Source organism: Chitinophaga tropicalis (assembly GCF_009758205.1).
GTDB lineage: Bacteria > Bacteroidota > Bacteroidia > Chitinophagales > Chitinophagaceae > Chitinophaga > Chitinophaga tropicalis.
In genome coordinates this window covers 1-24,004 of the sequence record NZ_WRXN01000004.1, presented here as the reverse complement: position 1 = coordinate 24,004, position 24,004 = coordinate 1, and the positions used below count along the sequence as shown (strand labels likewise).

16 protein-coding genes are annotated in these 24,004 nt (G+C 45.9%); 11 read left to right on the top strand and 5 right to left on the bottom strand.

Going from position 1 to position 24,004, the window contains the following annotated elements; all coding sequences use genetic code 11:
- Positions 1 to 66 precede the first annotated feature (66 nt).
- The 7 genes from GO493_RS10650 to GO493_RS10620 all read left to right on the top strand — a co-directional run bounded on the left by GO493_RS10650 (position 67) and on the right by GO493_RS10620 (position 7,622).
- A complete protein-coding gene (locus tag GO493_RS10650; protein WP_157306149.1) occupies positions 67 to 627 on the top strand; it encodes a Crp/Fnr family transcriptional regulator in 561 nt (186 codons plus the stop codon).
- A gap of 221 nt (positions 628 to 848) precedes the next feature.
- Positions 849 to 1,235 (top strand): hypothetical protein, encoded by a 387-nt coding sequence (locus GO493_RS10645; protein WP_157306148.1) that lies wholly within the window; start codon positions 849 to 851, stop codon positions 1,233 to 1,235.
- A 38-nt stretch (positions 1,236 to 1,273) separates the two neighbouring features.
- Positions 1,274 to 2,305, top strand: coding sequence for an efflux RND transporter periplasmic adaptor subunit (locus GO493_RS10640; protein ID WP_157306147.1), 1,032 nt, complete (start codon positions 1,274 to 1,276; stop codon positions 2,303 to 2,305).
- Between the two features lie 7 nt (positions 2,306 to 2,312).
- A complete protein-coding gene (locus GO493_RS10635; protein WP_157306146.1) occupies positions 2,313 to 5,414 on the top strand; it encodes an efflux RND transporter permease subunit in 3,102 nt (1,033 codons plus the stop codon).
- The gene (locus GO493_RS10630; protein ID WP_157306145.1) at positions 5,404 to 6,750 is read left to right on the top strand and encodes a TolC family protein; all 1,347 of its coding nucleotides are present in this window, start codon (positions 5,404 to 5,406) and stop codon (positions 6,748 to 6,750) included. Before GO493_RS10635 ends, GO493_RS10630 begins: the two co-directional genes overlap by 11 nt.
- A gap of 16 nt (positions 6,751 to 6,766) precedes the next feature.
- Positions 6,767 to 6,979 (top strand): hypothetical protein, encoded by a 213-nt coding sequence (locus tag GO493_RS10625; protein ID WP_157306144.1) that lies wholly within the window; start codon positions 6,767 to 6,769, stop codon positions 6,977 to 6,979.
- Between the two features lie 25 nt (positions 6,980 to 7,004).
- Complete coding sequence (locus tag GO493_RS10620) at positions 7,005 to 7,622, top strand: outer membrane beta-barrel protein (protein ID WP_157306143.1); 618 nt, start codon at positions 7,005 to 7,007, stop codon at positions 7,620 to 7,622.
- A 179-nt stretch (positions 7,623 to 7,801) separates the two neighbouring features.
- On the opposite strand, the gene GO493_RS10615 is transcribed toward GO493_RS10620, so the two are convergent.
- Positions 7,802 to 8,569, bottom strand: coding sequence for a response regulator transcription factor (locus tag GO493_RS10615; protein ID WP_157306142.1), 768 nt, complete (start codon positions 8,567 to 8,569; stop codon positions 7,802 to 7,804).
- A gap of 349 nt (positions 8,570 to 8,918) precedes the next feature.
- Here GO493_RS10615 and GO493_RS10610 point away from each other — a divergent pair, with 349 nt between their 5' ends.
- Positions 8,919 to 12,104, top strand: coding sequence for a SusC/RagA family TonB-linked outer membrane protein (locus GO493_RS10610; protein WP_157306141.1), 3,186 nt, complete (start codon positions 8,919 to 8,921; stop codon positions 12,102 to 12,104).
- A gap of 25 nt (positions 12,105 to 12,129) precedes the next feature.
- A complete protein-coding gene (locus tag GO493_RS10605) occupies positions 12,130 to 13,683 on the top strand; it encodes a RagB/SusD family nutrient uptake outer membrane protein (protein WP_157306140.1) in 1,554 nt (517 codons plus the stop codon).
- Here the strand turns inward: GO493_RS10605 and GO493_RS10600 are convergent.
- From GO493_RS10600 to GO493_RS10590, 3 genes are read right to left on the bottom strand one after another with little or no spacing between them, the layout of a single operon-like run.
- Entirely contained in the window at positions 13,680 to 15,572 is a 1,893-nt protein-coding gene (locus GO493_RS10600) for a sialate O-acetylesterase (RefSeq protein ID WP_157306139.1), read from the bottom strand. The two genes, GO493_RS10605 and GO493_RS10600, sit on opposite strands and share 4 nt — an antisense overlap.
- Positions 15,569 to 16,660: a glycoside hydrolase family 43 protein gene (locus GO493_RS10595; protein ID WP_157306138.1), complete on the bottom strand. Its 1,092-nt coding sequence runs from the start codon at positions 16,658 to 16,660 to the stop codon at positions 15,569 to 15,571. The genes GO493_RS10600 and GO493_RS10595 overlap by 4 nt, the downstream gene beginning before the upstream one ends.
- A 52-nt stretch (positions 16,661 to 16,712) precedes the next feature.
- Positions 16,713 to 17,750, bottom strand: coding sequence for a LacI family DNA-binding transcriptional regulator (locus GO493_RS10590; RefSeq protein WP_157306137.1), 1,038 nt, complete (start codon positions 17,748 to 17,750; stop codon positions 16,713 to 16,715).
- Between the two features lie 154 nt (positions 17,751 to 17,904).
- On the opposite strand from GO493_RS10590, the gene GO493_RS10585 reads away from it, so the two are divergent.
- Complete coding sequence (locus GO493_RS10585; RefSeq protein WP_198315675.1) at positions 17,905 to 19,515, top strand: GH35 family beta-galactosidase; 1,611 nt, start codon at positions 17,905 to 17,907, stop codon at positions 19,513 to 19,515.
- 421 nt (positions 19,516 to 19,936) lie between these two features.
- Here the strand turns inward: GO493_RS10585 and GO493_RS10580 are convergent, their stop codons facing one another.
- A complete protein-coding gene (locus tag GO493_RS10580) occupies positions 19,937 to 21,889 on the bottom strand; it encodes a KUP/HAK/KT family potassium transporter (RefSeq protein WP_157306136.1) in 1,953 nt (650 codons plus the stop codon).
- A 380-nt stretch (positions 21,890 to 22,269) separates the two neighbouring features.
- Between GO493_RS10580 and GO493_RS10575 the strand changes: the two genes are divergently transcribed.
- A partial coding sequence (locus tag GO493_RS10575) for a hypothetical protein (RefSeq protein WP_157306135.1) occupies positions 22,270 to 24,004 on the top strand: 1,735 nt, incomplete at its 3' end.

Genomic DNA, 24,004 nt, shown 5'->3' with positions numbered 1-24,004 from the left:
TTTCTGTTAACAGATCCAGGCATACTATAACGGAAAAAATGTTTATTTTTTCAGCCAAATTGAACAATGGAACTCATAGAATTCATTACTCAAAAGGTAAATTTCACTGAGCAGGAATGCCAGGAGATCAATGAAGCCTTCCATACCGAGACCTACAATAAAGGAGCGCTCCTCATAAAGTCGGGAAGCTATTCAGACAGGATATTCTTTATAGAACAAGGCCTTGTCAGGATCTTCTATTATAAAGAAGACAAGGATATTACACAGTTCTTTTCCGATCAGGGTACCTTTACAGCCTCTCTTTCCAGCTTTACTGACGGAAAACCTGAGCCCTATGGCTGGGAGGTACTTGAACCCACCACAGTCAGGGTCATCGCTTATAAAGACTTACAAAATCTCTTTACCAGGATCCCAATGTTACAGCAGGTATTCCTGTATGTTTGTTTTGACCTGATCAATATGTTCTCCTTAAAGCTGGAATCTATTCAATTCCAGACAGCAGAACAACGCTATACAGCAATGATGGAAACATACCCTGGCATCTTACTGAGGGTACCGCTTGGCCATATTGCGTCTTACCTCGGAATAACACAGCAAACACTCAGCGTAATAAGAGGCAGAAGATAAGAGGCGATCTGATCCTTCTTAACGGCTCACATTTTTTAATCTGGATTAAATAAAATTCCAGGCATTGACCATTACAGTTAACTCCTTCACTTTTTAATCTGGATTAAATAAGTTTTCAGATATTAACCACTATAGTTAGCCCTTTTCCTTTTTAATCTGGATTAAAAATCACCTCGCTTATTGTCCTTTCCTTTGCATTGAAAATTGAGAAACGGAAAGTAATGAACACTCATCTGATATTTCTTGCAGACGAAATTGGTATGGCCTCTGTCTTCCCGGAGCTGAAATCCAGGCTGGCAGATAACTCTGATGTAATGATAACATTACTTTATTATTTACATGATGATAACACCATTTTCCTGAAAGAGCTGAACATCCTGGAGAAGCATTTTCCCTCCAGGCTATATATAAGCTATGAATCATTTGCTCCCGGCAAGGTCGTCATTTTAAACCAGGACAACATTGAAGCTGTGATCAATGCTAATACTGCTGTTGAGATGAAGTTCATCGTCTCAGCCGGTAAAGCCTTTACAGAGAATGCTATTGATCTCCTCCGGTTTCTTGGTATAGAGCATATTACCATTCAGGAACAATTCTTCTCTTACTAGTTCAACATATAAACTCACATTTTAAAATTATACTTTTTATGAAGTATCGTATCCTCCTGTCTCTTATCGTACCGCTTTTTGCGGCTTGTGATACTACCAAAGAACAGGCAAAGAATGAAGCTGACACGGCTTTAAACGTATCAGTGCACACTCTTGCAGGTCAGCAACTATCTAACGAAATTTCTCTGAGCGGTACTGTTGAAGGTAAAACAACCGTTAAACTTGGCTTTATGGTACCCGGTAAAGTAGAGTTCATTTCCAGCAAAGAAGGTGAACCTGTTTCAAAAGGCCAGTTACTTGCCCGCCTTGAACCAACCAATTACTCTCTTGCCAAACAGCTTGCTGATGTACAGCTTAACTCAGTAACAGACGAGTATAAACGCCTGGAGCTGATGCATAAAAAAGGAAGCGTCAGTGAAAGCGATTTTTCAAAGATATCTTCTTCCCTTCAGCAGGCCGGCCTGCAACAGAAGCTGGAAACAAAGAACCTGGCAGATACAAGACTGTATTCTCCGTTAACAGGTGTACTGTTAAGCAAACAGACAGAAGTAGGTGAAGTTATAGCCGCAGGTACGCCTTTATTCATAGTTGCTGATATACAAAAGATTATCGTTTCAGCCTATATCCCTGAAGGTGAATTACACCAGGTAAATATTGGTCAACCGGCAGAGATCAGCATTTCCGCATTGAAGAAAACATTTAATGGAACAGTGACTGAAGTCGGCGCTGTTGCAGATGCCACTTCCAGGGCTTTTATGATAAAGATTGAAGTGGAGAATACAGGATTACAGATACGCCCCGGTATGATTGCAGAAGCCAGGATGAAAGGGACCGGCAGCAGTCAGGGCATCACAGTACCTGCTGAATGCGTTATCCGCGACCTGGATAACCAGAGCTATGTGTACGTAGTAGATAAGGAACAGCACAAAGCTTTCAAACGCAAGGTGAGCCTTGGTAGAATGATGGACAATAAGATCCAGGTAATGAATGGTCTTGCTGCCGGTGAGACCATCATTACCTCCGGACAGTCAAAATTATCTGATGGCGCTACAATCACTGTTGTAAAATAACCGGACCATGAATTTCATAGAAGCTGCACTTAAATATAAACAGGTCACGCTGGCAGTACTGCTCATGCTTTTTGCTGTTGGCGTCAACTCCCTGCTGGACATGCCACGCCGGGAAGACCCGAAGATCACTATCCGTCAGGGCCTTGTAATAGCTTATTTCCCGGGTGCCAATTCAGCACAGGTAGAAGACCAGGTGACTAAAAAACTGGAACAGTACCTCTTTCAATATGAAGAAGTAGATAAGACCAAAACGGTGTCAACCACCAAAGATGGCATGACGGTGATCACCGTAGAGCTTACACCGGCCGTGAAGCAACCGGATATCTTCTGGAGCAAGCTGAGACACCAGCTGCTCATCTCGAAAGAGCTGGACCTGCCCAAAGGCGTGACCGGCCCTATCGTAGACTCTGACTTTGGTGACACAGAAGCCATGGTAATTGCGCTGGAAAGCAAACAGGCCAGCTACGAGGAACTGAAAACCTATGCAAAGAAAGTGGAAGAACAGATCCGCACACTACCGGCCGCATCCAAGATCAAACGTATTGGAGATCAGCAGGAACAGATCGTGGTTTCATCCAATTCCGAGCGACTGGCACAATATGGTGTCCCGCTTGATCAGGTTGTGCAACTGCTGCAATCACAGAATAGTATCACCGCAACCGGAGAAGTAAAAACAGATGCCAGGAAAGCACCTCTGTATACCAACGGATACTTCAACACCCAGACAGACCTGGCAGACCAGATCATCGGAGCTTCCCCAACCGGCGCCATAATTAAACTGGGAGATGTGGCAGACCTGACAAGAAATTATGCAGAACCGGAAAGCATCATTACCGTTAATGGCAATAAAGCCATCATGCTCAGCGTACAGATGCACGAAGGCAATAACATAGTAGACTTTGGCAAAGCCGTTCAAAAGAAGATCGATGCCGCCAGGAAACTGATCCCCTCTGAGATTAAGCTGACAACACTGGTTTCCCAGCCCACGCTGGTAGATGAGAACATCTCCCACTTCATCAAAGAATTCTTCCTGGCCATAGCCTCCGTTATCGTAGTAGTGATCCTGCTGTTGCCCTTACGTATAGCCTCAGTAGCTGCCATGGCCATTCCTATGACGGTGGCCCTCACATTTGCCATCATGGATGCCCTGGGTATTGAACTACACCAGGTATCCCTGGCGGCACTGATACTGGTGTTGGGGATGGTGGTGGATGATGCCATCGTTATAGCAGACAACTATGTAGAATTGCTGGACGAAGGCATAGACCGGTGGACGGCCGCCTGGCGCAGTGCGCACGATCTTATCATACCTGTACTGGTAGCCACTATTACTATCATCGCCTCCTTTATGCCCATGATACTGATCAGCGGTTCTACAGGAGAATTTATAGCTACCCTGCCCGTTACAGTAGCCATCGCATTGATCGCTTCCTACTTCGTAGCGCTTTTCCTGACACCCCTGCTATGCTATACATTCATTAAGAAAGGCCTGCATTCACAGGAAGAACATAAGCATAAGCGTAAGTCCCTGCTTACATACATGCAGGACGGATATGATATTGTCCTGGCATGGTGCATAAAGCATCCTAAATTGACTGTTATCAGTAGCTTTTTCTCCCTCGTATTAATGGCCCTCTTACTGAAGTTCGGCGTACGCGAACTGTTCTTCCCGCCCGCAGAACGTAACCAGTTCATCGTAGAGCTCTGGATGCCTACAGGTACCCGGCTGGAAAAAACAAATGAAACCATTTTAAAGGCTGAAAAGCTGATCAAAGGGGATAAAAGGGTATTATCCTACGCCACCTTTACCGGAACATCCGCTCCCAGGTTCTATTACAACTTCACACCGGAGTTCCCCACCAGTAATTATGCCCTGATCCTGGTAAATACAACCGATGCAAAAACAACAGAAGAACTGGCGGAAGAACTGAGCCGGAAAGTAGGAAGATTGGCGGCAGATGGCACCTTCTTCGTGAAACTGATGCAGCAGGGATCATCTATGAGCGCACCTGTAGAAGTAAGGATCATAGGAGAAGACATCACCACATTGAAAAACATAAGGAACAGCATCACGGGCATACTGAAAAAGACAGCCGGTAGCCGGTTCGTACGGGACGATTTTTCGGAAGATTATTACGGCATTGGCTTACAGCTCAAAGAAGAAGGAAAACGGATGGGCTTTACAACTACCAGTGTAGGGCAATCTGTCTACACAGGCTTCAGCGGGGCACCCGTATCCAGCATGTACGAAGGCAGCACACCTGTCAACATCGTACTCAGGCTTGATGAAGCCAGCAGGAAGAACTTTACAGACCTGGGTAATATTTATCTCACATCGCCCGTCACAGGTGCACAGGCGCCCCTGCGACAGATAGCAGACCTTGTGCCCCAATGGCAGACAGGTAAGATTATGCACCGTAACGGAGTAAGGACCCTCACCGTACAGAGTGAAACAGCCGAAGGAGTGCTCCCGGCAGAACTGCTGGAAGCCATCAGGCCCGAAGTAGAAAAGCTGAAACTGCCGGAAGGCTACCGCATTGAATACGGTGGGGAAGAAGCCAACAAAGATGAAGTGTTTGTAGAAATGGTAACGGCACTGCTCATTAGTCTTGCACTTATATTCTTCATCCTCCTGTTCCAGTTCAGGAACATGAAAGAAACCATCATCGTGATGCTGACCATCCCGCTTAGTCTCTTCGGAGCTATCCTCGGACTGGTAGCCACCAATAACAACTTCAGCTTTACCGCCTTCATAGGCCTGATAGCACTGTCCGGCATAGTAGTGAGAAATGCCATTATCCTGGTAGATCATACCAATGTATTGCTGAAACAGGGAATGGATATTAAAACAGCTGCCATAGAATCGGCCAAACGAAGATTAAGGCCCATTTTCCTTACGGCCATGGCAGCTGCGATCGGTGTATTGCCCATGATCATCTCCGGCTCCGGTATGTGGGCGCCGCTGGCCAGTGTACTCGCCTTCGGTGTAGTATGGAGCATGATCATGGCCCTGCTTACTGTGCCCATCATGTACATAGCCATGATCAACGAAAAGGATAAGAAGGACCTATTTAAAATCAACACAACACCTGTTTCAAATGAAGCTTGATATAAAACGCTGCCTGTTGCTGCCGTTTGTCCTCATCATGGGCTTTTCGGCCATAAAGGCGCAGGATAACAAAACTTACACGCTGCAGGAATTAATGGATTCGGCAACGGCCAATAGCCATCTGCTGGCCATCAAAAGCTGGCAGGTCCGGGAAAAAATGAGTAAGCTGAAAGAAGACGGTATTAAAAGATATCCCGCTGCTTCTCTCTCTGGTACTTATCAGTATAATTTCTCCCTGCCGGATTTAGTGATCCCGGCAGGTATGATAGGCTCAGTCCCTGTAGGTACAGGTGGTACCCAGCTGCTGCCGGAAACAGATACTAAACTGAAACTGGGACAACGTTCCACTTACAATATTGAACTGTCAGCCTATCAGCCCCTCCTGGAGCAGGCTAAGATTAAGACTGGACTTGACATAGACAGGAAGGAGATAGAGTTATCAGAAAAGGAAAAGACCAAACTTTCCAGGGAGCTGAAGCTGGCAGTTCAAAAATTATATTACGGCATACTGATAGCGCAAAAGCAGCAGGAAGAAGCTTCAGCCCGGCTGGAGCTGGCAAAGGCAAAACTGCTTGATGCAGAAACTGCCCTGGAAGCGGGAAAAACAATCGGTGTAAATATCGCGGGACTGAAAGCCCAAATGGCGGAAGAACAACAGAATGTGCTTAAACAGAACATCCTCATCCAGGATTACAAAAGCGAACTGCTGAACGTAACAAATATCAACGCCGGCAATATCAATATTGCACCCGTCAACCCTTCCATTGAACCGCTTGCAACCCTGGAGAGCTATCACACTGGTATTACAACCAACCCTGATATGCAGATAGCGCTGCTAAGCAGGGATAAGGCCCTCCTGGGTATAAAGGCCGCGAAGCAAAGCCGCCTTCCCGATATAGGGCTGATAGGCGGGTATTACTACCAGAAAGGCAATCCTTTGTTGCCCGGCAGTAGCCCGTATGTAGGCATCAACCTGAAATGGAATATACAGGACCTTTTCTCCGGTCAGCAGGTATTGCATCAGCGGGAGGCACAGCTGAAACAATCAGAGTATAACATAGCTTATCAGCAGCAACAGCTTAATGTCGAAGTCGACAAAGCATATCGCAAAATAAACCAGGCCGCAGCGCTCATGGATGTGGCAGGTAAAGCGGTACAATACCGCAATGAAGAACTGAAGTTACAGGAAGATAAACAGGCTTCAGGTCTTGATATCAAAACCTCAATGGCAGAGGTAAAAGCGAGTCTGGCAAAAGCAGAGGCAGACTATTATGCCGCCCGCTTATCCTATTTACTGGCAATAGCTGAACTGAAAAGTCTCACAGGTTCTTTGTAACGCAAAATTCAACAGGATGAAGATTCTCATTTTCAAAACAACTGTAATGAATAGCGATGATGTAGCAGCTGTTGCAGACGGGCTTACCCGTCTGGTAGGAAAGAATAACTGGACCATTGATATCGAAGATTGTGATAAAGTATTGCGGGTAGAGACTGAAAGGGACCTGACGGCCGACCTCGAATCTTTTCTTTCAAAGCACGGATTTCATTGTTGCACACTGAAATAATCATTCTCATATAAAAGCATCATTTATGATCAGACACTTTGCTTTTACAGTTATAGCATTTATCCTGGGAGTGTCATTACCATCCCGGGCACAGACTAAAAAGAAAAATTGGCAATATTACTTTAACGGTGGGGTGGGATATTATTTCCCCCTCACCGCCCAGACCTCTCTGAGCGAAAGCGGTTCCGTCAGCTCTTTCCAGTTTCAGGTAGATTATAAAGAGCGGCTGTTTGGCCGCCTCTTCTTTGATCAGTACAGCATTGCCTTTCATACAAAATATATGCAGAACGGGGTCAATACATCTATAGAAGGAAAAGTGCCCACTACAGCCATTGGATTGGACTTGGGCTACATCTGGCGCTTACACAGATTTTCAGCTTACGTTTATGCAGGTACGGGATTAGCCGTAACAGATATTCCTTTTCTCAGAAGCGGGCCGGATGCAGATGAAGCATATCTGAAAAGCTCATCCCGGGGAGCGATGGCCTGGCGTGGCGGCCTTGGGGTTAATTTTAAGATCAACAGGTATTTCATTCTTTATCTCGAACCACAGTATATGAGCTTCCCGGTAAAAACACAGGTGTATAATGGTAACCTGGATGGGGTTAGTTTACAACTGGGATTCAAAACCCCACTCCAGTAAACTGCGGTTAACTTCTATAAACATTTTCAGCCGCCGCAGGCAGAAACCCTGGCACAAAAAATCAGCCGCATGTAGCGCAAGAAAATCCTCTCTCAGAAAACCGGGTTTTGCCGAAGGCGAAACCCGGTTTTCTGAGCAATTCCACTATATCAAAACTAAAATTTAAACTCCCCACTCCCTTATCTCTTTTGCTTCCTCAATTGCTGAAACTCTGTAGGGGTCACTTTATATTGCTTTATAAAAGCTTTTCCAAAGCTGCTTTGCGAATTAAATCCAACCATCATAGCTACTTCAAAGATCTTATAGCTTGTTACAGTCAGTATCTCCGCTGCTTTCTTCAATCTTGTTATAGTCACTAACTCATTAGGCGTCAGGTCAGAAAGGTCCTTCACCTTCCTGTAAAGGGTTGGCCTGCTGATGTTCATCAGCTTTGCCAGGAGATCTACATTGAGGTCTGTATTCTCAATATTTTCCAGTATCAGGCTGTTCAGCTCTCCCAGGAAGCTCTCGTCAGTCCTTGAGTAAGCCATTGTACTCATATGTGCCAGCGGAGAATGAGTAAAGTATGCCCTGATCTTATTCCGGTTATTCAGAAGATTGCTGATCTGAACTTTCAGATGCTCAGAAGTGAATGGCTTTTCAATACAGGCATCAGCGCCTGCTTTTAATCCTTCCAACCTGGATTGCAATGTTTTCCTTGGGGTAAGCAGGATAACAGGAATATGAGAATAATTCAGGCTTGCCTTTAACCTGGTACAAAGGTCAAACCCGTTCACCAACGGCATCTGTATGTCAGAAATAACCATGCGGATAGAATGACTTTCAACCATATCCAGCGCCTGTTGCCCGTTTTCTGCAGTAAAAACATGATAATCCTTTTCCAGGTCTTTCGAAAGGAATTGTAACGTACTCTTATTGTCATCTACTAATAACAGGGTGTCTTGCATATACCTCAGTTTAACATATTGCGGATATTCCTCAGGGTTTATTCCCTAAAGTTACACAACCGATTGCGAAATGAGAAATATCAACTAATTATTGATAAAATAAAACCAATGAAATTGGCGATTTAATAGGTACTTCATGGCGCAGATTTATAAACTCTGTTGAAACCCGGACTTAATTGGACTTATGAAAAGCTGTGTTTCCCGGAATATGTGTCCATAGGACATTATTGCTGTTTTATCAGGCCTGTGGCCGGATGCCCGGAACATAAGAAATACAAATGGATGTACTTGTCAGCCAGTTGACCAAAATTTTTTATTCCATTATATAAAACCATCAATTACACGCGTTATGAATCCATTTTTAGGGGCTTTCTCCAGGATACGCTTGGCTCCCACGGCACAAAGACGTATTCTCCGGACCTTATTGACCGTTCTATCCCTCCTGGTGCTTACCGGGGTAAACGCTCAAAACAGTAAAACAATTCGGGGTAAAGTAACTGACGAGGCAGGGAAACCACTACCCGGCGTTACCGTTGCTGTTAAGAATACAAGCCGCGGTACCGTTACAGGTGCTGATGGTAGCTACAGCATGAACGCTACAGAGGGCGACATGCTGGTATTCAGCTATGTAGGTTATTCCCCCGGCCAGCTTACAGTAAGCGGCGGACTTCAGTATGATATCAGCCTGGCTCCCAATACCCAGTCGCTGGAACAAATGGTGGTGATCGGTTATGGTACCCAGAAGAAAAGCTCTCTCACAGGTTCTGTAGCATCTGTGAACAGCAAGACCATCAGCGAACTTCCTGTGGTAAGCGTACAACAGGCCTTACAGGGAAGAGTAGCCGGCCTGACAGTTACCAACAACGGTGCTCCCGGCGCAGATCCTATCATAAGGATAAGAGGTATCAGCTCAATCAGTTATGCCTCTGATCCCCTCTATGTTATAGACGGTTTTCCCACCTCCAACCTCGCAAACTTCGACAGCAGGGACGTACAATCGGTAGAGGTCCTGAAAGACGCCAGCGCTGCTGCCATCTATGGCTCCCGCGCCACTAACGGCGTTATCATCATCACTACTAAAAAAGGCTCCAGGGACGGTAAGCCGCACGTAAACTTTGATTCTTACGTAGGCGTGCAGTCTGCATGGAAAAAGATAGACCTGCTCAACACACAGCAATACCTGCAATATGAAAGAGCGCTCAATGGTGCGGCAGGTATAGCCAAACCCCCGCGCCTGCAGGATGCCAATTTCAATCAGCCTATCTATGATGGCACTTCCCAGACATATGCACAGACAAATACCGACTGGCAGGATGCCTATTTCAGAAAAGCATTTATCTCCCAGTCCAATCTGTCTGTAAGCGGCGGTAATGATGTGTCCCGCTATTATATGTCCGGCGGCTACCTCAAACAGGAAGGTATTGCCCAGGGTGTAAATTACCAGCGTGGCAACTTCAGGGTTAATTCTGAACATAATCTCAGCAAGATATTTACCGTAGGACAAAACCTCCTCTTATCCTATTCCAAACAGCGGTATGATAATACGCAAGGTAACAGGACCCGCCTGGCCAACGTCATCAGAGCATTGCCTTATCTGCCTGTGTACGATCCAACAACATTGGGTGGTTACCGCAATGCAGAGAACAGTGTAGATGGCGCTGACCCTACCAACCCTGTAGAAGACGCAACACTGCTGGGAGATGCCCATCGGCAGATCTTCAAATTGCTGGGTACAGTATACACCCAGGTGAACTTCACCCCCTGGCTCAATTTCAGATCTACCTTCGGCACAGATTACGCTTCAGAATATCAGCATGAATTTGCACCCATCTTCAATGATAAAGGAAGAAATGCCACTGTAGCCACTATTACAGACCAGCGGGCTGCCAGGACCACCCTGTTGTTCACGGAACAGCTGACATTCGATAAAACCTTCGGCAATCATCATATCAACGCTGTTGCTGTTTACGAAAGACAGAGTGCGGATAACTTCGGTGAATCACAGAAAGGAAATCAAAGCACTAATGATATAGAGACCTTTGTAGGCGCTACCAACGTGACCGCCTTCTCTTCAAGAACAGCTTCCCTGATACAGTCCTACATCGGAAGATTAAGCTATGAATATGCCGGCAAATACCTGCTCAGCGGTGCCATTCGCCGTGACGGACTTTCCGTATGGGCGCCGGGCCGGAAATTCCAGAACTTCCCTTCTGTTTCTGCAGGGTGGAGAATCGACCAGGAGCCTTTCATCAAACCGGTTACGGCCATCTCTGAACTGAAACTGAGAGGTGGATGGGGTATTACCGGCCTGAATGCAATCGGTATATTCCCCGCATTACAGAACTCCGTTCTTGCCAATGAATATCCCTGGCAGGCTATTGTACAGGCCAATGGTGCCAGCTATCCCTTCGGCAATACCATCAGCGTAGGCAATGCCTCTTATTACAATCAGCTGGCAAGCAGCAGCCTGGAATGGGAAAAGACCAAACAAATAAACGTAGGACTTGACCTCGGGCTGTTTAATAATACAATAACCCTGACAGCAGAATGGTACCGCAGGCAGACAGATAACCTGATCCTGACCATTCCTACACCTTCCAGCTTCGGTTTTGGCGGTGCAGGTTCCCAGCTGAACGCAGCTTCCATGAGAAATACCGGTGTTGACCTGCAACTGGGCTATAATAAAAGGACAGGCATTTTCACCTGGAACGTAACAGGTAATATCGGCTTTATCACCAATAAGGTAGTAAGCCTCAATACTCCGGGGGCTACTATCGATGCCGGCGCTGACGCCGATTTCGGTAACGGTAATATGACCCGCACTGTTGCCGGTCAGCCCATCCAGTCCTTCTACGGTTACGTAACAGACGGTATTTTCCAGAACCAGGATGAAGTGAACAGAGGCCCCGTACAGATAACAGGTACTGATCCTGCTAAATCAACCGCTCCTGGCGATATCAGGTTCAAAGACCTGAACGGGGACGGAAAGATTACTGCGGATGACCGCACTTTCCTGGGCTCCTATGTACCTAAATTCACCTACGCACTGAACTACAGTGCTAACTATAAACGCTTTGACCTGTCCCTCTTTTTCCAGGGCGTACAAGGCAACAAGATCTTCAACGGTACCAGGGTAATGCGTGAAGGCATGGCCCGCCTGTTTGGCGCCGGCGTAGAAGTACTGGATGCCTGGACTCCTGAACATACCAATACCGATATTCCAAGGGCTATCAGCGGAGATCCTAACCAGAACGCCCGCGTATCAGACCGTTGGATAGAGAACGGCTCTTACCTCAGGTTGAAGAACGTGATCCTGGGTTATACCATTCCGGGCTCAACCCTGAAGTCTTTAACCCGTGGAGCAGTAAGCAGCTTCAGGCTGTATGTCTCTTCACAGAACCTGTTGACCTTCACTTCCTATAAAGGTTGGGACCCTGAAATAGGTTCTAAGAACACAACGCTTACTAATGGTATCGATTATGGTCAGTATCCTTCTGCAAGGTCCTTCCAGTTTGGCTTGCAGGTAGGTTTTTAAAACAGGTACAACAAAAAGAACAATCATGAAGAAATATATTTTAGCTGGTCTGATAATATCAGGTTTAACAATAGCCTGTAATAAGGACCTCGATAAGACAAATCCCAGTTACGCTACGCTCGATAAATATTTCAAGAACAGCAGCGAAATGCAGAAAGGTACCAATGCCATCTATTCAGCATTCCACGCAGGTAACCTGATCGGACGTGAATGGTTTTTCCTGCACGATCTCAGAAGTGACGATGTATCCTCCGGCGGCGGTCAGCTGGAAGTGCCCCGCGCCCAGATACTGAACGGCGCCACCACATCAGACAATTCCGTGATGAACAGTGTATGGAGAGGATTGTATACCGTTATTCACCGCGCAAATACGGTAATAGGCAGTGCGCCAAACGTGACAGATAATGACGCTGTACGTGATCAATGTGTGGCTGAGGCAAAATTCTTCAGAGGCTGGGCATATTTTGAATTAGTAAGCCTCTGGGGCCCTGTACCCTTATACACACAGGTAGTCAGCGCTCCGGATCAGTTTCAGCCCAGAGCCACAGAAGATGCGGTATATACCCAGATCATCCAGGACCTCAAAGATGCTGCCGGTATATTAAGCGCAACCTACTCCTCGGCAGAGCAGGGACGCGCTACCTCTGGCGCCGCAAATGCTATGCTGGGCAGGGTACAGATGCAGAAAGGCGATTATGCTGCTGCAAAAGAAGCCCTGTTAAAAGTAACAGGTTCAGGCCTTTATAGCCTGATGAATAACTATGGAGATAATTTCCTGGAAGAAACAGAATTCAACGCAGAATCTATCTGGGAAGCTGTTTATGTTGACAGAGGCGATAACTCGTTCGACTGGAACGGCACCGGCGATGGTGCAGGTACCGCACAATCCACTATCCGCAACCAGGAATATTGTCCGCTGGCATGGAGAAACCTCATTCCCTCAAATAAATTCCTCAACGAATTTGAGAATACAGCAACCGGCGCCGCTAAAACAGATCCCCGTTATAAAGGAACTGTCTATGAAACGGGAGATACGTTTAATAATGGCGCAGATGTATTAACAGATGGCATGCAGAACGGTAACTCCTCTGTAGTGAATGGCGTAACTAAAAAGATCAGCTGGCGTAAATTCATGATCATCTATAAACAAAGCCTGTCTACTGCATCCTACCATCCCGGAGGCAATAACCAACGCATCATCCGTTTGGCAGAAGTATTGCTCATGCTGGCAGAATGTGAAAATGAACTGGGTAATACCGGTGCTGCAGTTGCTTACCTGAACCAGGTGAGGGACAGGCCTTCTGTAATGATGCCTCACTATCCTACGGCGCAATTCCCGGTAGGTAGCAAAGATGAAATTACCAAAGCTATTATGCACGAGAAGGCAGTAGAACTGGGCGACGAGGAAGTGCGTAACCGCGATATCCTGAGATGGAGGAAGAAAGGCTATTTCACTACAGATCCTCTCAGTTACTTCAGGAAGAACAGGGATGAACTGTTGCCGATACCTCAGCAGGAGATTGATAACAATCCAAAGCTGGCAGATGGCGGTATCGACAGACAGAACCCCGGATATTAATGAATTTCAATACCAAAAGGGGAGGCCGGAAGGCCTTCCCTGTTATATAAATTAGGATTATCAGGATTGTCAGCCCACGCATAACGTACATATTTTGGAGACGCAACAGCATCAGACCACACAACAACAGTATTTCCCTCAATCTTTGCCTTAGCCCACACAAACTTTTTATCCGCACCTGCAACGGCAAATTGCGCAGGCTCTCCTCCATCGCTTGTTATTAGCCCGCTTCCCGTATTGCTGAAAGAAAGAATGATCTTATTACCATCAATAGTCGCTTTCTCAACAAGTGGCCCTGCCTCCACCAGTTGTTTCTCCCCGTATACCATCTTCCTGGCCAGCAGCGCCAGCCTGTCACCCACCTCTTTCTTCCTGTCTGGATGAATATCATTCCATTCTCCCAGATCTATTGTCACCGCCATGCCCGTATTCGGCACAGCAAGCGTTTTACGTTGCGATTCCCTGGTCGCTGCCCAGTTACTTTCAGATGGCTGGTATTGTACCTCCATGAAATTAGGTAACTGTACAAAGAGGAAGGGAAGATCTGCCTTACCCCATTTACTTCTCCAGTCGCTGATCAACGCAGGCATTAATGAGGCATAAGCCCCCGGATTGCCGGTATTGCTTTCTCCCTGGTACCATAAAATGCCCCTGACAGCATAAGTGGTTGCAGGCGCCAGCATGGCGTTGTACAAGGCGGTAGGACTGTTCTGTGCTGAAAATCCGTTGCCGGTTGATGGAGCGGTATTCACTCCGCCAACCTTATATTGCCAGGTGCCTTTCAGATCAAGCGTATCTCTGCCCGCACTGAGATAATAAGGCTTATCAGGCACAAAACCGCCTTTGCCGGTATTATTGGTCACCCGTATTACGATCAGGTTCTTACCGGCTTTTAATACACCGGCAGATAGCATATAACGCCGTTGCGGATACATATAGGTAGTATTGCCGGCCTTTTGTCCGTTAACATATACTTCATCCGCATCAACGATCCTGCCCAGCCTTAAGACCGCAGGAACACCGGTCATAGCGGCAGGTACCTCTATTTCGCGCCGGTACCATACTATACCGTCCAGGTCACGGATGCCCTGGTCCTCCCAGTAGCCGGGTATATTTATAGGACGCCAGTGAACGGGAACATAAGCAGTATCATACCATTTTCCCATGCCAGCGTCCGCTGTTGGAGAAGATGGCTGCTGGCGCACAGGAGGAATCCTGTTCTTGTTTTTCTGAACAATATCAGTGACATATGGAAAGGCCTGCAGTCCCTCTTCGCTTATCCATGCTTCAACAGGCGTACCACCTACAGAGGCGTTGATCAGTCCAATGGGAATATGATATAACTGGTAAATATTCCTCGCAAAGAAATATGCTACTGCTGAAAAACCCTGTACATCCTGTGGAGTAGCTGCTTTCCAGTAACCGCCCTCCAGGTCTTCATGGGCTGTTTTCAGATCTGTCATGACCGGTACCCGGAATTCACGGATGTCGGGGTACATCGCATTTGCTATATCACTGGCATAACGTTCACTATGCAGTGACATCTGGTGTACCATATTGGACTGGCCTGAACAGATCCATACATCGCCTGCCAGGATATCGCGTAGCGTAATGTGGTTATTCCCCTCAATATCCATAGTGTACGGTCCACCGGCCTTTAATGCCGGTATCTGTACTGACCACTTCCCGTTAGCAGCAGTGGTTGCCTTAAACTGCTTACCCTGGAAACGGATACGTACCCGTTCTCCCGGAGAGGCCCAGCCCCATAGCTTTAAAGGCATATCGCGCTGCAATATCATGCTGTCCCGTACCAGCCGCGGAAGCCTTACCTGTGCATCCACTTTGGTAGATAACAGGGTTAATGCGAGATAGAATATTTTCCTGGTCATTTGGACGGATTAATAGTTTGTATGCTGCCATCTTCATTATAGTGAAGCTCCGTTACCTTGACGTTGCGCAGGTAGGTCTTGCCGGATAGCTGCACATCATGATAGAACAGGTACCATTTCCCGTCTTTTTCAATAATGGAATGATGGCTGGTCCAGCCTTCAACAGGCTTCAGTATAACGCCTTTATAGGTGAATGGTCCGTAAGGACTATCGCCAATAGCATAGCATAGGTTATGCGTATCGCCGGTAGAGTAGGAGAAGTAGTACTTGCCCTCGTATTTATGCATCCAGGCAGCTTCAAAGAAACGCCTGTCATTATCTTTCTCTTTATACAGGTTGCCTTTTTCGTCTGTCAGTTTAATTTCCTTTACAGGCTCTGCAAAGTGTTTCATATCAGCATCCAGTCGCGCTATCCTTGGCAGGATAGCCATTTCCTCCGCTTTCCTGTTGCCTTTCGTAGAATCATATTTGTTATTGTTCCAGCGTTGTAATTGCCCGCCCCAGATACCGCCGAAGTACATATAGAACTTCCCGTCATCATCACGGAATACGCAGGGATCAATACTGTAGCTGCCGGGTATAGGCGTCTTTTCTGCTTTAAAAGGTCCTTCCGGCACATTGCTGGTAGCAACCCCGATATGGAAAATATCCTGGTTGTCTTTAACCGGGAAATAGAGGTAATAAGTGCCGTTCGCAAATGCGGCATCAGGCGCCCACAGCTGCCGGTGTGCCCATGGAATATCTTTGATGTCCAGCGCAACACCGTGGTCAGTTACCAGCCCGCCAACAGAATCCATGGAAAGAATATGAAAGTCCTTCATATCGAAATGGCTGCCCAGATCATCTTCTGGTATACCCGTAGCAGTATCATGTGATGGATAAATGTAGATCCTTCCATTAAATACATGCGCAGAAGGATCAGCGGTGTAAATATGCTTAACCAGCGGTTGGGAAAGATAATGACTTTCCTTGCTGTCGGTAATGGCTGTGTCTTTTACTGTTTCTGCTGTTTTAGAAGGGGCTGACGATTGGCAGCTGCACATCAGTGCACTGGCAGAGAAAATAAAGAGTGTGTTTAAGGATCGCATGTGTAAGATATTGAATTAAGTAAATAACATTTTTTGAAACCGGTTGTAATACTTACTTGTTGCCGGCCTTCTTCAGTGACGACGCCCGGACAATCAGTTCCGAGCGCAGGATAATAGTGTTGGTACTGCTCACATGGGATGTACCACTTAAATAGCTGATCAGGTGCCGTGCCGCCACCTGTCCTATTTCATACCCGCGATAGCTGATAGTGGTCAGATGAGGATCAATGACCCCGGTCACCGGATCATTATTGAATCCAACAAAAGCAATGTCTTCCGGAATGCGTATACCCCGCTCTTTCAGCGCCAGCATACAACCCACGGCACAACTGTCATTCGCTGCAAAAACCCCTTCCGGAAGAGGTTTCATCTTCAGTATTGTTTTAGCAGCTTCCGCTCCGGCTTCCTGGCTGAGGTCTGTTATGATCACATGGTCTTCCCTGAACTTTATTTTATACTGGCTTAATGCCTCTTTATATCCCTTAAGCCTGTCTTTATATACATTCCGTAGGGTAGGGGCCGTAATGTGAACTATCCTCCTGCAGCCCTGTTCTATAAGATGCCGTGTAGCATTAAAGGCTGCCTGCCGGTTGTCTATCAGTATATTGGTAGAGTTTTCATGTTCCATTACCCTGTCAAAGAAAATTACAGGGATATCCTTTTTAAAGAAATGGCTGAAATGCCCCAGGTCCGGCGTATCAAAAGCAAGAGACACCAGCAGCCCGTCTACCCGGCTGTCAAACATGGTCCTGGCGCTCGCAGCCTCTTTGACAGATGATTCTGAAGATTGCGCAATAAGCAGGGAATACCCCTGTTCATTTGCCGCCTCTTCAATACCGGCAATAACAGATGACATGAAATGGCTGTTCAGCCGTGGAACAATAATGCCGATAGTGTTGGTTTTCTGATTACGCAGACTGCGCGCAAAGTGATTGCTCCGGTATCCCATCTGTTCAGCAAGATCCGCGATCTTCTTCTTCGTTTTCCCGCTGATGGTAGGATGGTCCTGCAAACCCCGGCTGACCGTCGTAGCCGAAATATTCAGCCTTTTAGCGATATCATATATGGTCACTTCTTTTGCGTTTGCCATAAATCCGGGTGTTCATATCGTGGAAATGCTAAAGTAACCTTTTTTGGAAAATAAATTACACAATCGGTTGCAATTTTGAAAATAGTCTTTACTTTAGTTAATGGAAGAGGATATTTGCTCAGAAATTCCCGTTTGAAAATTAAACACATCTCCTGTGAGGATACTATTCAATATCTTACTCATACTCCTGGTGCTTACATGCCAGGCACAGAACCATCCACAACTTAAAAAGCAGGGAACAGCCGTTCAGCTGACCGTTAAAGGAAAGCCCTTCCTCGTATTAGGCGGAGAGCTGGGCAACTCAAGTGCTTCCAGCCTGCCCTATATGAAAGATATCTGGGCAACGGTAAAACAGATGCACCTGAATACGGTATTGACACCTGTTTACTGGGAACTGCTGGAACCTGCTGAAGGGAAATTTGATTTTACACTGGTAGACAGTATTATTTACCAGGCCCGCCGCCATGACCTGCATCTGGTACTTTTATGGTTTGGCGCCTGGAAGAACAGCATGAGCTGTTATGCGCCTGCATGGGTAAAAAAAGATCAGCAGCGGTTCCCACGCGCACAGAAACAGGATGGAAGCGGACTGGAAATTCTCTCAGCCTTTAGCCACAATAATCTGACAGCAGATGCAAAGGCATTCCGTATACTGATGAAGCATGTCCATGAAATAGATGCTGCTTATAGCACCGTCATTATGGTACAGGTAGAGAATGAAATAGGTATGCTGACGGAAGCAAGAGAACATACAGCAGCTGCCGATGCAGCGTTTAACGATCAGGTGCCTGCAGCATTACTGGACCATCTCAATAAGCATAAGGAAGAGATAGTACCCGAATTAAAGCAGCATTGGGGAGCTAATGGATACTTAACAAAAGGTACCTGGGAACAGGTGTTCGGGAAAGGGCTTGCTACAGATGAACTGTTCCAGGCCTGGTATTATACCACATACACCAACACAGTTGCCCGCGAAGGTAAAGCGGAATATCCGCTTCCCATGTTTGTGAATACTGCCCTGAACTATAAGAATGTAAAGCCGGGAGAATATCCCAGTGCCGGGCCATTACCACATCTGATGGATATCTGGCAGGCTGCTGCGCCGGCTATCGATATCCTCTCGCCTGATTTTTACAATCCCTATTTCAAACATTACAATGACCTTTATACCCGCCGTAATAACCCATTGTTCATTCCTGAAATACGCTTTGAACCTTCCGATGGGGCGAAAGCATTTTATGCTATAGGTCATTACAACGGCATTGGCTTTTCTCCGTTCTCTATAGAATCTACTGATAAACCGGCAGAAGAACCTGTTGCTAAGAGCTATGAGGTGCTGCGGCAGTTAACACCTGTTATTCTCGCATACCAGGGCACCGGGAAAATTGATGGAGCACTGCTGGATACTACTAATACAAAGCAGGACATTCCTGCCGGTAAGTATGTCCTGTCTGTTGCACATGATGGTACATTGGGATGGTCCGGAATTCCCAGGGCTCAATGGGGAGAAGCAGGTGGCATCATCATACAGACAGGCGAAGATGAGTTTATTGTTGCCGGCACGGGCATCGTTATTACATTTGCCACAACAGATAAAACAACCCCCATTGCCGGTATTCTGCAGGCAGATGAAGGTGAGTATGTGAACGGTGAATGGGCGGCCGGCCGGCGGCTTAACGGAGATCAGACACATCAGGGCCGGCATATCCGTATTCCAATGGGAACATGGGGAATACAGCGGGTAAAACTGTACCGGTATAAGTAGCGCCGGACTTTTTACATAAAAGCATTAAAATGTCAATTGGTTTTTGTATTAAATACGCCATGTTGGATACTAATTAGTACGTCGTACGTATTTTTAGTCTCGCCTTTCTGAAAAATAGCCATAATCTTTTATTTGAAATCTATAACAGTTCATTCAGCGCTATTGTTATACTACGCACTCAAAATGAAATACCTGCCCTCTCAAAATGAGAAAAAGCAGGTTCTAAAACCTGCTTTTTCTCATTGATAAACAACTATTTAGAATTCTGGTACGCAGATAGCCCAATAAGTCATAAACTTATTTTATGCGAAAGCGAAGTAAAAGTCTGAAAGAGCTCATTACACCCTGGCATATATTATTAACATGTTATTTGTTGATCGTGCTATCCGGTATTATTTATAATATCATTTACAAAAGCTGATCACTTTGACTCCCTCACCAGCGGAGCATGAGCTACCGGTGTTACGATCACCGCATATTTTTCTACGCTCACATTACTCATATCCAGGCCAAAGTTCACGGGTTCTTTCACACTCAGGTATTTGAGATTGAAATAACTCTTCATCAGGAAGTTCTTCCAGAAGGGCATATCATTTTCAAAAGAGAGGAATGAATCTGTCAGCAGGAATCGGTAATCTCCTATTTTGTTTTCCTGGTAATACTGTTCAAACCGGTCAGACACATCTACTTCACCGCTTTTTACCAGGTCATTTACTACCTGCTTGAAATAGTAGTCAATGCGTGGCTCTACGCGGAAGCCAAGATTGAATTCAACGAAATAAACATCATTTTTTACAACAGTATCTACGTGATAGCTCATAGCATATGGTTCGTCCAGCACATTCACATGCACAAACCAGTAGTTATCTGCACGCTTGGGAGACCTGGACAAAATGGAATCTATCGCTGTTTTCTCTATTTTACGACAACTGCCGGAGCTGGTCAGGAAAACAAGGTTTGTAGCATATTTAGGAATATTATTATCTATGCTGAGTTTCTTCAGCAGCTCAATATAATCTTCCACCGGTACCATTTTTTTCAGGGAGTTGGTAATACCTCTTCCTTTATGCCACACATACATGATAAAGAATAATCCCGATCCTATAATTAAGGTGATCCAGCCGCCTTCTTTCACTTTCTGCAGATTGGCAGACAGGAAGGAAAGCTCTATCAGCAGGAACAGGCCGGTAACAAGCGCTCTCCATATCAGCGGTACTCTTCTTACCCGCAGGTAGAAGTTTATAAGTACAGTGCTCATCAGCATGGTGAGTGTAACACTCAGACCAAAAGCAGCTTCCATTTTTGAAGATTCACGGAAGTACAATACCATGCCTATACAGCCTGCCATTAACAGCCAGTTGATAAAAGGAATATAGATCTGTCCTTTCATATTTCCGGGGAATTCAACCCTATGCCTTGGCCATATATTCAGCCTGATAGCCTCGTTGATCAATGTAAAACAACCGCTGATCAGCGCCTGGCTGGCAATGATCGTTGCCAGTGTGGCAATGATGAGGGAAGGGTAGTAGATAGCTTCCGGCACAATATGATAAAAAGGACTGACGGCGCCTACTTCTTCGCCCGTGTGTTGCAGCAGCCATGCCGTCTGACCAGCATAGCTTAGTATCAGGGTGATCTTAATATAGATCCAGCTGACGCGGATATTGTTCCTGCCACAGTGTCCCATATCACTGTAAAGGGCCTCTGCTCCGGTAGTACACAGGAAAATACTCCCCAGCAACCAGAATCCGCCGGGCGCCTGCGTCAACATTACATACGCGTAATAAGGGTTCAGCGCCTTTAATACTTCCGGCGTATCTTTCATAGCCAGGACGCCTAATGCGCCAATAAAAGTGAACCAGATCACCATTACCGGACCAAACACTTTCCCGATCTTCTCCGTACCAAACTGCTGGAAGAAGAACAGGAGAATGAGAATACCCAGTACAATAGGTACAGTATTAATATCCGGATTGACCTTTTGTAACCCTTCAATAGCTGAAGCAACAGAGATAGGAGGGGTGATAATACCATCTGCTATCAGGAATGCGCCTCCGGCCATAGCGGGGAATAAAAGCCATTTCCCCCATAAGCGGCGGAGTAAGGCATATAATGAGAATATCCCTCCTTCGCCTTTATTATCTGCCTGCAACGTGATGATAACATATTTGAGCGTTGTCTGGAAGAATAAGGTCCAGAAAATAGCAGATAGTGCTCCCAGCGCAACATCTTCTGTAATGACCCTGTCGTGAAAAACAGCATTTAATGTATATAAAGGAGATGTGCCTATGTCGCCGAAAACAATGCCGATAGCAATTAATACGCCTGCTGATGTGATCCTTTTATGAAAAAGATCGGGGGATGAGGAATGCATTTGGTTTGAAGTTATAGTAACAAAGAAAGTGTGAACATAGGTCTTTTTTATGAAATGTGATCATGTGACCTTTATTTCAAAAGAGTGAAAAGACTTGTTGCCTACCTCAAAGGATAATCGTAAATGACAGAAAAAATCTTTTCATGAATGATAAAAATCAAAAGATTGTTTATACTTTTGCGTTGTTGTTCGTAAAAGAATGAAGCTATTTTAACCACTTGATTTATTGTTGACCACCATAGTCGCCTATACCATTAATTTAATGTTATGTGAATGATGTGAACTGAACCTTTACCGGTTTCCAAATTAAAATATTGAACCCCGGGTGGCTTGTAATACATTGTTACATTCCGCATAACTGTCTAAATATCATAGGGTACGTGAAGATATTAGTCTCTATACTATTGTTCCTGTCTGCAGGGATTGTAAATTCTTATGCCCAGTTTCTCCGTAGCAATAACATTGCGGGTGAATCAGGGAAAGGATTGTTACAAATATTCCCCCGTGGAATGCGGCACATGTCGGGAGATGTGTACTACCTGGTAACAATAGATACCAGCGGTGTAATGGCGTTAATACCTTTTGAGCGTGATACGATCAATTATACTTCCCCGATAGTTAAATCTGTCAGAAAAAGAAACCCTCTGTTAACGATGCATGGTAATGTAATGTATGATTTCTATTACCAGTCAGCCATAGATACGCCCTATCAGCAGAAAGATGTATACCAGCATACAGTACAGGTATATATGGATGTTATGGTCAGAGACCGGTACCCGCTTCGTATAAACTTCTCAACAACCCAGGGCAATGCTGCATTGTTCAGGAACATTACCGGCGTCAATCTCCAGTACACTAACCGTGATTTCAGGAATATGTTGCTGGAGAAGTTACAGGGCTGGGATGAAAACCGTTTAAAACAACGGTCGGGACTAAATGCTTACAGAACAAAGCTGGACAGCAAAGCCATGGAGGTCTATAAACTAAGGAGCTGGTTAAACTCCTCTGCTCAGATACAGAAGCTGGTAGAAGAACGGGAGAGGAAGCAGTATGGAACCCCGCTGCCTGCAGGCAATGTGGCAGATTCCTTACCTGATCTTTCTGCATTGAATGTAAATACACTTCTTCGCTGGAAAGGCAATTGGACAGGAACAAAAACACCATCTGCGGTTGATTCCGTTACCAGCAATTTTGAAGACCTCTACAAAGCAAAAGAAAAACAACTGGACTCCCTGCAAAAAGAATGGAGCGCCATGGATGCCTCGTACAGAGAGCAAGAGGCTGCATTTGGAAGCGAAGGCGCTGACCTGGTGGAAAAGATAGCCCGCAGCCGTAATAACCGGGAGCTGGCTAAGGCGCTTGAAACATCCAACCTGCCGGATACGGTATTGCCAAAAGGCTACAAAACACTGCTTGCTGTCCGTTCCTTTGGCATAGGCCGTACCCTGGTGAATTATTCAGAGCTGACAGCGAAAGATATCAGCATACAGGGCGTACAGGCAGAATATAATCCTTCCTATTATGTTGCTATTGCTACCGGGGCGGTCGATTACCGTTTCAGGAATTACGTCGTGAACAGCAATCGTACAGGACAATACTTATCACTTTTCAGGGCCGGGATAGGCATGAAAGAGGGGAATAACCTCATCTTCACTTACTACTTTGGTAAGAAACAGGTATTTAACCAGAATACGGCCGACAGTACGAAACAACCTGATTACCGCCTGATGGGCATAGCCCTGGAAGGGCGCATGCAATTAGGGGCTCACACATTCATCAGTGGTGAAGTGGCTCGTTCTTCCATGCCTTATTATATGCAGGATAGCCAGACCGGCAGTAAGTTCAGCAGCATCTTTAAGCTTTCCGATCACAGGAATGAAGCTTATGCTGTCAAGGCAGAATCCTTTATCCCTGGAACAGGTACCCGTTTAAGCGGTGTATATAAAGTGATGGGAGCAGGGTTCCAGTCCTTCAGCCTGTATACAACCGGTTCCTCTCAAACTGCATGGTCAGCCCGTATAGATCAGCCTTTCTTTAAACAGCAGCTGATGGTTACCGCCGGTATCAGGAAGAACGATTACAGCAGTCAATACCAGCAGGCGGAATACAGTACTA